Here is a 13,896-nt window from a genome sequence, read left to right as displayed (position 1 = left end):
ATGGCCGCACTGCGCGCGATGCGCGCGGCGGCAGGCTTAGTGGCCGAAGTAGACCGAGTCGTGCGCGCTTTGCGGCTTCACGGCCGGTGCACCGCCCTGGACGGTCGCGGCCGGCTGTGCGCCGTAACCGCTGTTGTCGGCGCCGCGCACGCGGGCCTGGGCGGCCTGGATGTCGGCCGGGTAGTACGGGCTCGACAGGCCCGGCTTGTAGCCGGCTTGTTCGAGCTGGACCAGTTCGTTGCGCACCTGGGCGCGGGTCACGGTGCTTTGGGCGAATGCGCCGAACGAAGCGGACAGGGCGACAGCGGCAACGACTGCGGAAACGAGCGATTTCATGATGACCTCCGATGTTTATTGGCTTTCCGCGTTCGACACCATGTCGTAAGCGGTTGATTACATCGTAGGCGCCGGTCGACCTAGGGTAAACGTGAGTTTCAGCGAAAGATCGTTGCAGGCGAGGCAATAATTCCGCGAAAAATATCTTCCGTCCCCATTGTGTATTGCCGGGTGTGCAACGGAAAGGCGACCGGGGCGCGGCGTGGATGGCGCGTACGGGCGGGCGCCCGGCGGCAGCGGGAAGCGGGAACGGTGCGGGCAGGCTGCGGGGAGGCCGGCTCAGACGTCGTCGTCGATTTCCTTGCGCTCGCGGCGTTCCTCGTTGCCGCGGCGCGCGCGCAGGCGCTGCCGCGACAGGACGGCGATCACCTGCTGGGTCGGCGCGCCGGACGGGAGTTCGTTGCGGATGCGATCGGGCACCATCGGCAGGCCCGCACGCTGCCGGCGCAGCGCCTTGGCGATTGCCCGGCGGCATTCGTCGCCGTGGCAATCCCATTCATCGCGGATTCTCTGGCAATAACGGCATTGTTCCATCCGGACAGTCTACCCGGTCTTCGGGAACCGGGCTGGGCGCCGGGCGGAACGCGTCACGCGCCGGCGGCGGCGAGCGCCTCCGCGTGAGACTGGAAGCGGCGGTGTTCTTCCGGCGGAACGAGCGAGCCGCCGGTTGCCCAGATGACGTGCGTGGACGCGCGCATGTCGATCGCGTGGCGGCGCAGGTAGTCCCTGCCGGCCGCCGACCGGGCCAGCCAGCCCGGCCCGCCGACGGCGGCCGCGGCCGACGGTTCCAGTTCCACGCCCGTGGCGCGTTGAACCGCGCGCAACTGCGCGTAGAGCTGCGCGTCGCCGACCGTGAAGACGCCCGACAGTTGCGACGCCATCAGCGGGCTGACCAGATGCGACGCTTGCGCGACCGCCAGGCCGTCGGCCTCGGTCCGGTTGTCGAGCCCGATGTCGTAGACGGACACCGGCGTGCCCGCACCGGCAGCGAGCTGGACGAGCATGCACGGCGCCGCGACGGGCTCGGCGAAAAAGCAGTGCACGTGCTCGCCGAACAGCGCCTTGAGGCCATACGTGATGCCGCCTGGCGCGCCGCCGACCCCGCACGGCAGATGGACGAAGAGCGGATGCGCGGCGTCCACGCGGCGGCCCGATTCGGCGAGCTGCGCGGCCAGATGCCGGGCGCTCGCGGCGTAGCCGAGGAACAGCATCAGCGAGCCTTCGTCGTCGACGAAGTGGCAGCGCGGTTGAGCGCGCGCCTGCGATCGACCCGCGGCGACGGCCTGCGCGTAATCGCCGTCGTGCTCGACCACGCGGACGCCGCGTTGTCGCAGGCGCGCCTTCTTCCACGGCTTTGCGTCGGTCGACATGTGGACGACCGATTCGAACCCCAGCGCGGCGGCCATCACGCCGATACTCAGGCCGAGATTGCCGGTGCTGCCCACGACGACGGTATGGGTGGCGAACAACGCGCGGGCGGCGGCCGACGCGAGGATCCGCCGGTCGCCAGTGGGGGCGATCAACCCGTGTTCGATCGCGATCGACTCGGCGAGCGCGAGCACTTCATGAAAACCGCCGCGCGCCTTGATCGAACCGGCGACCGGCAATGCATCGTCGCGCTTGATGAACCAGGCGCCGTGCGCGTCGTCCGCGTGCGACAACGCGCGCCGCAAGGTGTCCGCCGGCATCAGCGGCGATTCGATCGTTCCCGCCGTGGCCGCGAGCTCGGGAAACAGCTCGGCCATCAGCGGCGCGCAGCGCGCCAGTCTCGCTTCGGCCGCAACGATGGCGTCGGGTGAGGGCGCGTCCTGCGGCAACGGCCGGCCGGCTTCGGGGTTCAGCCACAGCAGCGGTTGACGGGATTGCAGTCTGGCTAATAGATCGTCGGGTTGAGGTGTCGCGGTCACGGGGCGGCCTTGCGTTCGTTGAGCGAGATTCAGAGCTGGAATGCTACGATTCAAGGCGACCGCGCAAAAGCGCCGATTTCTAATCAATGCATTAGCTGGACTTATACACATGCGACTGGACGGTTCGATCCTCGGTGCGTTGCACTGCTTTGAAACGGCCGGCCGGCTGTTGAGCTTCACGAAGACGGCGCAGGCGTTCAACCTCACGCAAAGCGCCGTGAGCCAGCAGATCCGGAATCTGGAGGACCGGCTGGGTTATCCGCTGTTCGTGCGACAGGCGCGCGGGTTGAGGCTGACGGAGAAGGGCGCGATTCTGCTCGGGACGATGTCGAGTGCGTTCGGCGATATCCAGCGCACGCTTCAGGCGCTCGGCATGTCGGACGCGCCGCTGCGGGTCAGTTGCCTGCCATCGCTGGCATTGCAGTGGTTGATGCCGCGCCTGACCGCGTTTCACCGGCAACAGCCGAACGTGTCGGTGCGTGTGCAGGCCGAGTTCCAGGTGCTGGATCGCGAGGCGATGGAGACCGGCGACATCGACGTGGCCGTGCGCTACGACCCGGTGCAATACGGTCGACTGCATGCCGAGGTGATGCTCGACGAAATCCTGTTCCCGGTCGCCACGCCGGCGTATCTGGCGCGGCATCCGGCGTTCGCCAGCGGCGAGTCGCCGGCCGGCGTCGTGTTGCTGCACGATGCCGCACCGTGGGTCGGCGCTTCCGAGTTCGTCGAGTGGCGTACATGGCTGGAGGCCGTCCGGCCGGCGTGGCTCCGGCATCTGGATGGGCCGCAGTTCAATTTTTCCAGCCTGGCGATCACGGCCGCGTTGAACCATCAGGGGGTCGCGATGGGGCGCGCGGCGCTCGTGCACGACGAGCTCGCGAGCGGACGGCTCGTCGATGTGTTCGGCGTGCATGTGCGTGCGCCGGCGCGCTACATGCTGCTGTCACGCAACCCGGACGATCCGCGTACCGCCGCGTTTTCGGACTGGCTCAAGGCCGAATGCGTGCGTTTCGGCGAGGCCCGGTCGAGCGTGTCGCCGAAGACGGGGCGGCTTGCATGAACGATGCCGCCGGATAACTCGATCGGAGTGCGAAGAAATCGACGGTGGTATTGCTGAAAATGACGGTTTCCCGTCCGGCGGCATACGGATGGCTTGCGCATGGACGGGCCCGGTTATCTTATCCGAGCGACCAGATGCCCCAGATCGCGATCAACAGGCCGAGGCCCAACCCGCAGCCCAGCAACACATAGGTTTCCATTTCGTGCCTCTGAAAACGTGGCGGCGCGGATGTCGGCATCGGCGCGCGTACAGCACAGTCGGCAGCGTATCGTCGGCATTGACGGTGGGGGCGATACGCCGGGTCCGCGAATACTACGCCTTGCAGCTTTCAGAACGCATGCGCGATCGATGACGGCGCGCCGCCCGCTATTGCCGGACCGCGCGCGCGTGGTCGCCCTGGGCGACAGGCGAGCCGGGCCGGAACACGCCCGATTTCCAGATCATCTGCGAGGCCGCGACGAGCACGAACAGCAGGACGACCATCCGGAAGATCTTCGGCGACATCTTGTCCCGCAGCGGGCGAACCAGCCACATGCCGGCGATGGCCGGCAGGCTGGCCGCCGCCGAGATCGCCAGGTCGGCGCCGCTCGCATGCGCGGCGCCGCTGAACGTCGTGATCAGCGTGACGATCGACACCACGAGGATGATCGCGATCTGCTTCGTGAACACGCGCCCGGTCGCGCCGGCCGAGATCAGGTAGGTCGCGAGCAGCGGCCCCGGAACCGACGCGATGCTTTCCATCAGCGCGGCGCCAAAGCCGAGCGCGAACCCGACGGGTTTTTGCCACGCTTCCGGCAGGTTGAGTTTCGGCGCGGCGAGCATCAGCGCCGCGGCCACGATCAGCAGCGCACCGGATGCCGCCTGCGCGTGTCCCGGATTGAGCGACAGCAGGATCGCGACGCCGACGATATTGCCGATCACGGTGCCTGCGATCGGCGCGGCGATTTTCCTGGCCGTCGCGAGTACCTGGCCGCCTTCCAGCGCCTGCGGAATGTTGCCGAGGATGATCGGCATCGACAGCAGCAGCACCGCCTGCCGGATCGGCAGGAACTGGCTGAGGATCGGCATCGCGATCAGCGGCACGCCGATTCCCGTGATGCCCTTGGCCATCCCGCCCAGCAGCAACGCAACGGCGATGCCGGCCAGGTCGAGCACGGACAGCGCCTGCAGGCTGGAAACCAGTACACCTTCAGTCAGATTGAAATGAATCATGGCGTGGCATGTCGGGGCCGATCCGGCAGGTCGCGCCGGCGAGCATGAGCAACGCGGCGGCGTGGTTCAACCGGGCTAATCGACTGCCGGCCGGTGCGCATGCAAGGGCACGGCGAGTCGCGCGGACATCTTACCCGAGCGCTGCCGGCGATGTCCGGCTCGACCGCGGCGTGGCGCGGGCACGGTGTTCCGTACGATGGACGCGATTCAATATAATTCATGAGGAATTGCCGCTTCATGCAGCAAGTACATGTCATGGAAACAAGGAAATCCGATGACGCTAGCCCAGTTGCAGGCCCTGGCGGCCGTAGTCGAACTCGGGTCGCTCACGGCCGCTGCGGACCGGCTCAGCCGCAGCCAGTCCGCGATCAGTCATGCGCTGACCGAGCTGGAGGATCTCACGCAGGTCAAGCTGCTCTGGCGTGACCGGCAGCCGGTCGTCCTGACGGCGGCGGGCGAACGCCTGTGGCCCTACGTCCAGCGCGTCGTCCGTGAAGCGCAGGTACTGCGCCAGCAGTTCAGCCTGTCGCGCGGCAAGCTCGAGGGGCGGCTGGTGGTCGCGTCGCTGCCCAGCGTCTCGCTGGCGTTCGTCGTCCCCGCGCTCGAGGCGTTGAAGGGCCTGCACGAAGGCGTATCGGCGGTGCTGCTCGAAGGCACGGACAGCGAAGTCGAGGGATGGATCGACGACGGGACCGCCGACGTCGGCGTGGTGGCCGGCACGAAGACGTTCGCGCACAACCTGCCGCTGCTCGACGAGGATTTCGTCGCGGTGGCGGCGGACGGCATGTTCGCCGGCCGCAAGCGCGTGTCGGCCAGGCAGTTGTCCGCGGCGCCGTTCATTTTTTCGAAGGCCGGATGCGGGCCGCTGATCGCGGATTACTTCGCGCGCGGCGGCGCGCCGCTGCGGGCCGCGTTCAACGTGGTCGAGATGCGCACCATTCTGTCGATGGCGGAGGCCGGCATGGGCGTATCGATCGTGCCGCGCATCACGCTCACGTACACGCCGTTCGGCGGCCGCGTGCTGGAACTGTCGCCGCGGCTGCATCGTTCCGTGCGGCTGGCCTGGAATACGGCCGGCAACGCGGTAACCGATGAATTCGTGAAACTCGTCGACGCACAACGTGCGAAGGCAGGGAAGGCGATCCACGCACGCGCGAAAAAGGGCAGGTAGCGCGCAGCCGGTGCGATGAACGACGCTCATGGGCGACGTGCAGTTTATTCATGCCGATGATTGCCGGAATGCAATACATTGATCGGACCTCGTCATCGTTGCGCCGAAGGAGATTGCCGTGCCGGCCTTGCCCACCCTGTTTGCATTCGGACTCGTGTCGCTCGGCATGGTGCTGACGCCCGGACCGAACATGATCTACCTGGTGTCGCGCTCGATCTGCCAGGGCCGCCGCGCCGGGCTCGTGTCGCTCGGCGGCGTCGCGCTGGGGTTCGTGTTCTACATGCTGTGCGCGGCGTTGGGCGTCACCGCGCTGGTGATGACCGTGCCGTCCGCATACGACGCGCTGCGCTTCGCCGGCGCGCTGTATCTGGCGTACCTGGCGTGGCAGGCACTGAAACCCGGTGGCCGCTCCGCGTTCCAGGTCCGGCAATTGCCGCACGACAGCCGCGTCAGGCTGTTCGCGATGGGTTTCGTCACGAACCTGGCGAACCCGAAGATCGCGGTGATGTATCTGTCGCTGTTGCCGCAGTTCATGTCGCCGGGCCACGGCAGCGTGCTCGCGCAATCGCTGGTGCTGGGCTGCGTGCAGATCGCGGTGAGCGTCAGCGTGAACGCGCTGATCGCGTGCATGGCCGGTTTGATCGCGGGCTTTCTCGCGGGGCGGCCGCTCTGGGCGTCGGCCCAGCGCTGGTTGATGGGTACCGTGCTGGCCGGACTCGCCGTGCGGATCGCGCTGGAGTCGCGAAGCTAGCGCGCGAAGGCGGGCGCTTGGGGAACGGCCGGCTGCCGGCCGGCCTTGCGCCGATCGCGCCGGGCAGCATCAACCGTGGCAATTGCCTTCGGCCTTCTTGCCGACCCGAACGGGCATGGCCTTGTCGTTGCGTCGGCTGCGCGTCGAGAGCCAGCACAGGATCGATCCGCCGCACACCATCAACGCGCCTTGCCAGAATTCGACCGACAGCGGCGCATGCAGCAGCGTCGCGGCGAGCGCGGCGGCGAGCACCGGCGTGAAGTACGACGCACCGACGATGACCGTCACGTTGCCATGCATGATGCCGGTGTTCCAGGCCGCATAGCCGAACCCCAGCGCCGACGCTGCCAGCACGAGATACAGGACCGCGTGAAAGCTGAACGTCATGCCGCCGCCGCCTTCGATCGCGAACTTGATCCAGAGCACCGCGGCGACCAGCATGAAGAACGGCGTGACGCCGTTCTTGCCGTCGGCGAGGCGCGCCGTCACCGTGCAATAGGCTGCCCAGATCAGCGCGCCGACGAATGCGAGGCCGTAGCTCAGCGGATTGTCCGCGACGTTGCGCAGCATGCCGGCCGGATCGAGGCCGCGGTCGCCGCCGAGCACCCAGCAGATGCCGAGCATCGACAGCAGGACACCCGGCACGACCAGCAGGTTCGCGCGCTGCTTGTTGAATACGATGGCGGCGACCAGCGTGAGGCTCGGCCACAGATAGTTGACCATCGCGACTTCGATCGCCTGCTGCCCGTTGCTGGCATAGCCGATCGACAGCGCGAGGCACAGCTCGTATGACACGAACAGCAGGCCGCCCCAGCGCAGATAGCTTTTCGGGAACCTGCTCAGGTCGGGGAAGCCGATTGAAAACACCAGTAGCACGGACGCCACCGTATAGATCATCGCGGCGCCGCCGGTCGCGCCGAGGCTTTCGCTGACGCCGCGAACGAGCGCGACCACCGAGGCCCATAACAATACCGCGCCGAGCCCGGCGAGCGTTGCCCTGTTCTTGCGTTTCATGCGTCCTGCCTGTTTCAACATGCCAATTCGATTTCGGATGATACGAGGCCGCTCGCGCGCGCCGTCATCGCGCGCGGCGATGCAATGGGGGTGATTTCGACGGAACCGCGCATTTTAACGGGGCGATGCCGTTGCGGCGATGCAGCCGGACTGGCGTGTACGGCCGATTCGGGTGCGCGAGTCGATCACGCGTCGTCGATACGCCATGCGGCGCCGATCGCCGACAACGCGCGCCCGATCGAGTCGAGCATCGCCTCCCGTGTCGGCCCGAGCGTCGTGACGAGGAAGAATCCCTCTTCGCCGGTCGTCAGGCCGATCAGCGGCCAGCCGGCGGTGTCGTCCCGAACCTCGAGCCGTTGTCGATTGCGATCGATGTCGATGCCGCGATGCGCTTGCCGCAGCGCATTCGCGATGGCATCGAATGCGTTGGCCGACGGGATCGTGTGGATGCGGTATTCGAAACTCATCTTCGTGGGCCGGGGGGCGAGCCGCGCAGTCTAACCCGTGCCGCAGCATCCCGTCCCTCGATGGCCGTGCAACCGGCGCCCGCCGCAGCGGGCGCCCGCACGATCACCGTTCGTGCCGCTTCTTGCTCAGTTCGATCGTTTCGAACAGTTCGTACTGCGCGCTCGGGTGCTGGTCGGCGCCCGGCGCGTGGTAGTAGCTCATCGTGATCGTCGTGTGGCCGCCCGGCTTGCCCGGGTCATGGTCGAACACGGCGATCCCGTAGCCGGTGCCCGTGTCGCGGCGCGCGGACCAGATCGCATCCTCGAGCGCATCGGCCGGCTGGCGCACGAACGTGTTCGGCGCGGTGCCCGGCACCGGCCGGTTCGGCTTCGTGAACACCTTCGCACGCGCAAAGCCGGTCGACGGATTCTCGCCGTACACGTCGAGCGGCGCGCTGGTGCCGCCGCCGCCGAGGATCAGGTGGATCGTGCCGTGGCTCGTGTCGAACCGGGTGCGGTCCGGGTCGTTCGAGCCGACCGGACGCGGCTGCAGCGTCTCGACCACTTCGCCGGTGGTCGCGTCGACGCCCGCGCGGTGATTGCAGCCGCGCACCGGGTAGCTGCGCTCGTAGTCGTGATCGTGGCCGCACAGCACGAGATCGACGCCGTAGCGGTCGAACAGCGGCAGCCACGCTTCGCGAATGCCCTTGTCCGAACCGTTGCCCGTTTTCGACGAACTGAGCGCGTCCTGGTGCATCTGCACGACGATCCAGTCGATGTCGTCGTCATGCGCGGCATGACGCAGCGTGCGTTCGAGCCAGCGCGTCTGCTCGCCATTGCTGTAGCCGCGCACGTAGAACGACGTGCCGGGTTCGATCGGCGGGCGGCCCGTGCTCGCGGCCGGCACGAGCGGCGCCGGGCCGCCGACGAATGCAGCGGCGTCCTGGTACACGACATCGTCGGCGTCGAGCGACACGAACAGCACCGAGCTCACGCGGAAGCTGTACCAGCGGCCCGGGAAGTGCGTGCCGTTCTCCGGCAGCGAATAGCGCGCGAGATACGAGTCGAGCCCCTGCGGGCCGTTGTTGAACTCGATCTCGTGATTGCCCGGGCACGGCATCCACGGGCGATTCGCGGCCGACGTCTGGTTGTTGTTGCCGAAATCGCGCCACACCTCGGGCTGGTGCGCGGGGTTCAGGTTCGCGTAGCAGAGGTCGCCGTTCAGCAGGTGGAACAGCGGCTGGAATTGCTCGACGGCTTGCACCGCGAACCGGCTTTGCGGCGACGACAGCACCCACGCGCCGTTCGGCGTCGCGAGATCGCCGTAGCTGGTGAAGCGAAACGGCGCGCGGCCGCGCGGCGCCGTCGAGAAATTGGCGGAGAACGGCTGCGCGGCGTTGCCGTCGTTGTCGGCGGTGATCTCGTAGCGGTAGCGCGTATCGGGTTTCAGCCCGTGCACGCGCGCGTGGTAAGTGAACACGGTTTCGCCGTTCAGGCCGTCGGTGTACAGGCGCTGGACGCCGTGCACGGTACGCGGCGGCTCGCCGTCGGCGACGATGCGCGCACGCGGATTGACGGCCGGCGCGAGCGACGCCCACGAGATCACGACCTCGGACGCCGGGTCGTTGCCCCACGTCAGGTGGACCTGTTCGGGCGTGCCGTCCGGATTCGACGCGGCGGCGCGCGCGGCTGCGAGGCCACCGGCGGCGGTGGCGAGGCCGGAGACGCCGGCAAGTTTCAGGAAGCCGCGACGCGATACCGAAGCGGCCGGCTCGTTCGGCTGATCAGGGAGAGTGTCCTGGTTCGACATGGTCGGTGTTTTCGTGGGTGGGGACGCGAGAGGTGGAACCGTGGGGCCGTGCGCGAGCGCGGCCGGGGCATGGGCCGGAAACGAGCGGGATCCCGGTCGCATGCATTGTCGAAGGGCAGTTTTGCCGCGTTGTGACAGCGCCGCAACCCGGCTGGGCGGCAGCCGATACGCGCGATCGCGCGGCGTGGCGTCCGACCCGCGCCGAATCCCGTTCGGTCCGTCTGGAATTTATTTGCGGATTCCGCGACGGAATCGCTTCGCCCGCGCCGTTTAACGCATGAACGGCCGCAACCGGTCGATGCCCGTTACTTCGGAGTCTTTCATGAAACTTTCCGTTCCATTGCGATTTGCCGTGGCCTGCGTGGCCGCGCTGGCGGCATCCGCGTCGTTCGCGCAGGCCGTGATCGTCGCGCCTGTCGCCCCGCCGCCGCCACGCGTCGAAGTGATGCCCGCGCCGCGTGCGGGCTACGTCTGGGACCAGGGGCACTGGCACTGGCGGCAAGGGCGCTACGTGTGGATTCCGGGCCACTGGCAAGTGGTGCGTGTCGGTTATCACTGGGTACCGGGGCATTGGGCCGCGCGCGGGCCGGCCTGGCGCTGGGTGCCCGGCCACTGGGCCTGATGCGTACGACGTCGCGCGGCACGCCGTGCCGGCGCGACGGATTCTTCATGCAACATCATGAGTCGAAGCGATGCCTTTCCGAACCATCGTGATCCTGGCGGCCGCAGCCGTGGTGCTGGCCGGCTGCGTCGTGGTGCCGGCCCGACCGGTGTATTACCGGCCCGCGCCGGTCGTCGTATATTGAGCGCGCCGGCCGCCGGTCGCGCGGCCGGCAGACAGGATCGATATGCCGCGCGAACCGGATGTCGATGAAGCGGACGTGGCCGACGCCGTGTGCGATGCGCACGGCGTCGACGAACAGTCGGCGTGGCGCCGTCCGGTGATGGCCCGACGCATGCAAGGAGAGCACGACGATGAGCTTCAGCCGGGCGGCGGGTATCCCTGCCGGCACAGGGCGGCGCCCGCGCGCCGCGAGACGGAGCGGGCGGCGTTGAACGATCGCGACGACCGCGATCCGGACGCGGAACTCGTCGCGCGCGTCGGCGCGCGCGATTCATCGGCAGTGCGCGTGCTGGTCGCGCGCAAGCTGCCGCGGCTGCTCGCATTGGCGACGCGCATGCTCGGCGACCGGAACGAAGCCGAGGACGTCGCGCAGGAGACGTTCTTGCGAATCTGGAACCATGCGCCGCGCTGGCGCGAAGGCGAGGCGCGCTTCGATACGTGGCTGCATCGCGTCGTGCTGAATCTCTGCTACGACCGGTTGCGCGGCCGCCGCGAGGAGCCCGTCGATACGCTGCCGGACGTGCCCGACACGCAACCGGAGCCGGCCGCGCATGCGGAGTTGCGTTCGCGCGACGCGCGCGTGCGGCAGGCATTGGCCGCGTTGCCGCCGAGGCAGCGGGAAGCGCTGGTGCTCCAGTACTATCAGGAAATGTCGAATGTGGAAGCGGCCAACCTGATGGGCATCACCGTCGATGCGCTGGAAAGCCTGCTTGCCCGTGCGAGGCGCAACCTGCGCGCGCAGCTGGCCGGCGACCCACCTAGCGAGGACAAGCGATGACACCCGAACGATTTCGTACCATCGTCGCCGCGTACGGCTCAGACGCGCGGCGCTGGCCGGCCGGCGAGCGAGCGGCCGCCGAAGCATGGGCGCAGGCGAACCCGCGCGAAGCGCTGCTGGCGCTGGACGACGCGGCCGACCTTGATGCGTGGCTCGCGTGCGACACGGTCGCACCGCCCGCGCCGTCGCTGGTCGAGCGTATCGTCGCGACGGCGCCCGCGCCGCGGCGCGCGCGCCGGCGTGGCAATGTGTGGTGGTCGGGCGCGGCGTTCGCGGGCGTCGGCCTGGCCGGTGCGCTCGCGGGCGCGGTGGCCGTGTCGATGCTGATGCTCGGCAGCGCGCCGCCGTCACAGCATGAATCGGGCTATCTGACGACGACGTTCGGTGGTCCGAGCATCGATTGGAGCGATGAATGACTGAACGTGGCTGGAAATTCATCCTCGTCGGCTCGGTCGTGCTGAACGTGTTCATGCTCGGCGCGATCGGCGGCGGTGCCTATCAGTGGTTCTCGACGCATCGCGACCTGCATGCGGCGGGCGCACCGGCATCGCGCACCGCGTTGCGTTTCGCGGCGGACGAATTGCCCGAGGCGCGACAGCGCGAATTCGCCGCCGCGTTGAAGGCGGCGCGCAAGACCGGCCGCGATTTTGCACGCGAAGGGCGAGACGGCCGGATCACCGTGCTGGACCTGCTCGCCGCGCCGCAACTCGATCGCGCGGCGATCGACGCCGCGCTCGATCGCACGCGCGCGGCCGATACCGCGATGCGTGCGCAGGTCGAGCGCAGCGTCGTCGATTTCGCGGCGACGCTGACGCCCGACGAGCGTATGAAATTCGTCGACGGGTTGCAGCACAGCGGCAACTGGCGCTTGCCGCCGAAGCTGCAGAAGAAGCCTGACCCGCCGGCGAGTCAATGAGCCTTGCGTGACGGCGGCGCGCGATCCGCGTGTCGCCGTCGCGCGCGCTCGGGCACGTGCAATGCGTGCGCCTTTCCGCTGGCTTGCGTCGTCATCGTCGTTGTTCGTTCATTCGTGACGTGCGCTGCCGTGCGACGAGCCTTCCGCCGGTCACTGCGCCCGCGTTCCCCGATCGATATTTATTTGCGATTCCCGCGACGGATTTCCCGGTGCGCCCGCGTTGAACAGGGGTACGCACCGCGAGAGAGCCCGTCATGGACCACCCGAACGACATTACGCCGGCCGCGATCGCGCTGAACCGCTTCGGTCTCGGCGCGCGCGCCGACGAAGCGCCGCCTGCCGACCCGAAGGCGGCGCTCGTCGCGCAATTCGACCGTTACGATGCGCGGCCCGCCGCGTGGGCCGGCGAGCCCGATGCGGTTGCGCTCGCGACGCGCTTCGCGAACGCGCGCAACACGATGACGGGCGACGACGCGGCTGCGAAACGCGCGACCGCGCAGTCGATCCGGCGTGACGGCTACGACGCGTATCGCAGTGCCGTCACCGCACGCATGAACAGCGCGTTGAACACGTCCACGCCATTCGTCGAACATCTCGTGCATTTCTGGGCGAACCATTTCGCGGTGTCGGTCGACAAGGGGCAGGTGGCCGCATATGCGGGCGCGTTCGAACGCGACGCGATCCGCCCGCACGTGCTCGGTCGTTTCGAGGACATGCTCGTCGCCGTCGAGCAGCATCCCGCGATGCAGGTGTTCCTCGACCAGGCGCGCTCGGTCGGCCCGGACAGCCCGGCCGCGCTGCGCGCCGAGGCACGCAACCCGTCGGCAAGGCGCGGGCTGAACGAGAACCTCGCGCGCGAAATCATGGAGCTGCATACGCTCGGCGTGCGCACGGGCTACACGCAAGCGGACGTGACGGAATTCGCGCGTGCGCTGACCGGCTGGAGCATCGCCGGCGGGCGAGGGCCGCAGCCGGGCGATGCCGCGCCCGGTGCGTTCGTGTTTCGCCCGAAGCTGCACGAACCGGGCACGCGCACGGTGATGGGGCGCACCTACGACCAGCCGGGCGAAGCCCAGGCACGCGCGATCCTGCACGACCTCGCGCGTTCGGATGCGACGGGCCGGCACATCGCGTTCCAGCTCGCCCGTCATTTCGTCGCCGACAATCCGCCGCCCGCGCTGACCGACCGGCTGGCCCGCGCGTTCGATGCGAGCGGCGGCGACCTGCCGACCGTCTATCGCGCGCTCGTCGATGCGCCCGACGCGTGGTCGCCGGTCAATCGCAAGTTCAAGACGCCGTGGGAGTGGGCCGTGTCGTCGCTGCGCGGGCTCGGCTGGCGCGACACGGGCGACCTGAAGGCCGCGCCGCTGCTCGCGCAGCTCGGCCAGCCGGTGTGGCGGCCGGGCTCGCCGGCCGGCTACGACGACGTCGCCGCGAGCTGGGCCGCGCCCGACGCGCTCGTGCGGCGTGTCGAGATCGCACAGCGGCTGGCCGCGCGCACGGGCGACCGGCTCGATCCGCGCACGCTCGGCAACACGCTGCTCGCCGGTTCGATGAGCACGCCGACCGCGACCGCACTGTCGCGCGCGGAAAGCGCGACGACATCGCTCGCGTTGCTGCTCGTCTCGCCCGATTTCCAACGGAGATGACC

15 protein-coding genes are annotated in these 13,896 nt (G+C 68.5%); 8 read left to right on the top strand and 7 right to left on the bottom strand.

All coding sequences use genetic code 11. The annotated features are described in order from the left end of the window. Positions 1-36 precede the first annotated feature (36 nt). From HWX00_RS20450 to HWX00_RS20440, 3 genes are all read right to left on the bottom strand, one after another. Positions 37-336, bottom strand: a complete 300-nt coding sequence (locus tag HWX00_RS20450; RefSeq protein ID WP_069704701.1) for a DUF4148 domain-containing protein — start codon at positions 334-336, stop codon at positions 37-39. A gap of 279 nt (positions 337-615) precedes the next feature. After that, on the bottom strand, positions 616-870 hold the full coding sequence (locus HWX00_RS20445; protein ID WP_027791787.1) for a hypothetical protein: 255 nt from the start codon (positions 868-870) through the stop codon (positions 616-618). A 53-nt stretch (positions 871-923) separates the two neighbouring features. Then, entirely contained in the window at positions 924-2,354 is a 1,431-nt protein-coding gene (locus HWX00_RS20440; RefSeq protein WP_175028553.1) for a D-serine ammonia-lyase, read from the bottom strand. Here HWX00_RS20440 and HWX00_RS20435 point away from each other — a divergent pair. Continuing rightward, entirely contained in the window at positions 2,353-3,303 is a 951-nt protein-coding gene (locus HWX00_RS20435) for a LysR substrate-binding domain-containing protein (protein WP_069704702.1), read from the top strand. The two genes, HWX00_RS20440 and HWX00_RS20435, sit on opposite strands and share 2 nt — an antisense overlap. A gap of 366 nt (positions 3,304-3,669) precedes the next feature. On the opposite strand, the gene HWX00_RS20430 is transcribed toward HWX00_RS20435, so the two are convergent. Beyond that, positions 3,670-4,515 carry a sulfite exporter TauE/SafE family protein gene (locus tag HWX00_RS20430; RefSeq protein WP_034191266.1) on the bottom strand — a complete coding sequence of 282 codons (846 nt, stop codon included), beginning with the start codon at positions 4,513-4,515 and terminating at the stop codon, positions 3,670-3,672. A gap of 274 nt (positions 4,516-4,789) precedes the next feature. Between HWX00_RS20430 and HWX00_RS20425 the strand changes: the two genes are divergently transcribed. After that, positions 4,790-5,686 carry a LysR family transcriptional regulator gene (locus HWX00_RS20425; protein WP_034191267.1) on the top strand — a complete coding sequence of 299 codons (897 nt, stop codon included), beginning with the start codon at positions 4,790-4,792 and terminating at the stop codon, positions 5,684-5,686. A 118-nt stretch (positions 5,687-5,804) separates the two neighbouring features. Further along, a complete protein-coding gene (locus tag HWX00_RS20420) occupies positions 5,805-6,437 on the top strand; it encodes a LysE family translocator (protein ID WP_175028552.1) in 633 nt (210 codons plus the stop codon). Between the two features lie 69 nt (positions 6,438-6,506). On the opposite strand, the gene yddG is transcribed toward HWX00_RS20420, so the two are convergent. The 3 genes from yddG to HWX00_RS20405 all read right to left on the bottom strand — a co-directional run bounded on the left by yddG (position 6,507) and on the right by HWX00_RS20405 (position 9,707). Next, positions 6,507-7,451 carry an aromatic amino acid DMT transporter YddG gene (gene yddG / locus HWX00_RS20415; RefSeq protein ID WP_148094304.1) on the bottom strand — a complete coding sequence of 315 codons (945 nt, stop codon included), beginning with the start codon at positions 7,449-7,451 and terminating at the stop codon, positions 6,507-6,509. Between the two features lie 185 nt (positions 7,452-7,636). After that, a complete protein-coding gene (locus HWX00_RS20410) occupies positions 7,637-7,918 on the bottom strand; it encodes a hypothetical protein (protein WP_175028551.1) in 282 nt (93 codons plus the stop codon). Positions 7,919-8,021: 103 nt separating this feature from the next. Continuing rightward, positions 8,022-9,707 (bottom strand): purple acid phosphatase family protein, encoded by a 1,686-nt coding sequence (locus tag HWX00_RS20405; RefSeq protein WP_175028550.1) that lies wholly within the window; start codon positions 9,705-9,707, stop codon positions 8,022-8,024. A 322-nt stretch (positions 9,708-10,029) separates the two neighbouring features. Here HWX00_RS20405 and HWX00_RS20400 point away from each other — a divergent pair, with 322 nt between their 5' ends. From HWX00_RS20400 to HWX00_RS20380, 5 genes are all read left to right on the top strand, one after another. Continuing rightward, complete coding sequence (locus tag HWX00_RS20400) at positions 10,030-10,329, top strand: YXWGXW repeat-containing protein (protein ID WP_034191652.1); 300 nt, start codon at positions 10,030-10,032, stop codon at positions 10,327-10,329. A 226-nt stretch (positions 10,330-10,555) separates the two neighbouring features. Continuing rightward, positions 10,556-11,329, top strand: a complete 774-nt coding sequence (locus HWX00_RS20395) for an RNA polymerase sigma factor (RefSeq protein ID WP_080287995.1) — start codon at positions 10,556-10,558, stop codon at positions 11,327-11,329. Then, a complete protein-coding gene (locus HWX00_RS20390; RefSeq protein WP_034191273.1) occupies positions 11,326-11,745 on the top strand; it encodes a hypothetical protein in 420 nt (139 codons plus the stop codon). Before HWX00_RS20395 ends, HWX00_RS20390 begins: the two co-directional genes overlap by 4 nt. Continuing rightward, entirely contained in the window at positions 11,742-12,245 is a 504-nt protein-coding gene (locus HWX00_RS20385; protein ID WP_049031188.1) for a periplasmic heavy metal sensor, read from the top strand. The genes HWX00_RS20390 and HWX00_RS20385 overlap by 4 nt, the downstream gene beginning before the upstream one ends. A 254-nt stretch (positions 12,246-12,499) precedes the next feature. Next, positions 12,500-13,894, top strand: a complete 1,395-nt coding sequence (locus HWX00_RS20380) for a DUF1800 domain-containing protein (protein WP_059556597.1) — start codon at positions 12,500-12,502, stop codon at positions 13,892-13,894. Positions 13,895-13,896 lie beyond the last annotated feature (2 nt).

It is taken from the genome of Burkholderia seminalis DSM 23518 (assembly GCF_902832885.1).
GTDB lineage: Bacteria > Pseudomonadota > Gammaproteobacteria > Burkholderiales > Burkholderiaceae > Burkholderia > Burkholderia seminalis.
This window is presented reverse-complemented; position numbering and strand designations above follow the sequence as displayed.

What these genes read in the sequence shown, in the direction of transcription:
- HWX00_RS20385 (WP_049031188.1), top strand. Translation starts at nt 11,742, where the DNA reads ATGACTGAACGTGGCTGGAAATTCATCCTCGTCGGCTCGGTCGTGCTG.
- HWX00_RS20440 (WP_175028553.1), bottom strand. Translation starts at nt 2,354, where the DNA reads ATGTGTATAAGTCCAGCTAATGCATTGATTAGAAATCGGCGCTTTTGC.
- HWX00_RS20405 (WP_175028550.1), bottom strand. Translation starts at nt 9,707, where the DNA reads ATGTCGAACCAGGACACTCTCCCTGATCAGCCGAACGAGCCGGCCGCT.
- HWX00_RS20395 (WP_080287995.1), top strand. Translation starts at nt 10,556, where the DNA reads ATGCCGCGCGAACCGGATGTCGATGAAGCGGACGTGGCCGACGCCGTG.
- HWX00_RS20430 (WP_034191266.1), bottom strand. Translation starts at nt 4,515, where the DNA reads ATGATTCATTTCAATCTGACTGAAGGTGTACTGGTTTCCAGCCTGCAG.
- HWX00_RS20425 (WP_034191267.1), top strand. Translation starts at nt 4,790, where the DNA reads ATGACGCTAGCCCAGTTGCAGGCCCTGGCGGCCGTAGTCGAACTCGGG.
- HWX00_RS20390 (WP_034191273.1), top strand. Translation starts at nt 11,326, where the DNA reads ATGACACCCGAACGATTTCGTACCATCGTCGCCGCGTACGGCTCAGAC.
- yddG (WP_148094304.1), bottom strand. Translation starts at nt 7,451, where the DNA reads ATGAAACGCAAGAACAGGGCAACGCTCGCCGGGCTCGGCGCGGTATTG.
- HWX00_RS20450 (WP_069704701.1), bottom strand. Translation starts at nt 336, where the DNA reads ATGAAATCGCTCGTTTCCGCAGTCGTTGCCGCTGTCGCCCTGTCCGCT.
- HWX00_RS20380 (WP_059556597.1), top strand. Translation starts at nt 12,500, where the DNA reads ATGGACCACCCGAACGACATTACGCCGGCCGCGATCGCGCTGAACCGC.
- HWX00_RS20435 (WP_069704702.1), top strand. Translation starts at nt 2,353, where the DNA reads ATGCGACTGGACGGTTCGATCCTCGGTGCGTTGCACTGCTTTGAAACG.
- HWX00_RS20410 (WP_175028551.1), bottom strand. Translation starts at nt 7,918, where the DNA reads ATGAGTTTCGAATACCGCATCCACACGATCCCGTCGGCCAACGCATTC.
- HWX00_RS20445 (WP_027791787.1), bottom strand. Translation starts at nt 870, where the DNA reads ATGGAACAATGCCGTTATTGCCAGAGAATCCGCGATGAATGGGATTGC.
- HWX00_RS20400 (WP_034191652.1), top strand. Translation starts at nt 10,030, where the DNA reads ATGAAACTTTCCGTTCCATTGCGATTTGCCGTGGCCTGCGTGGCCGCG.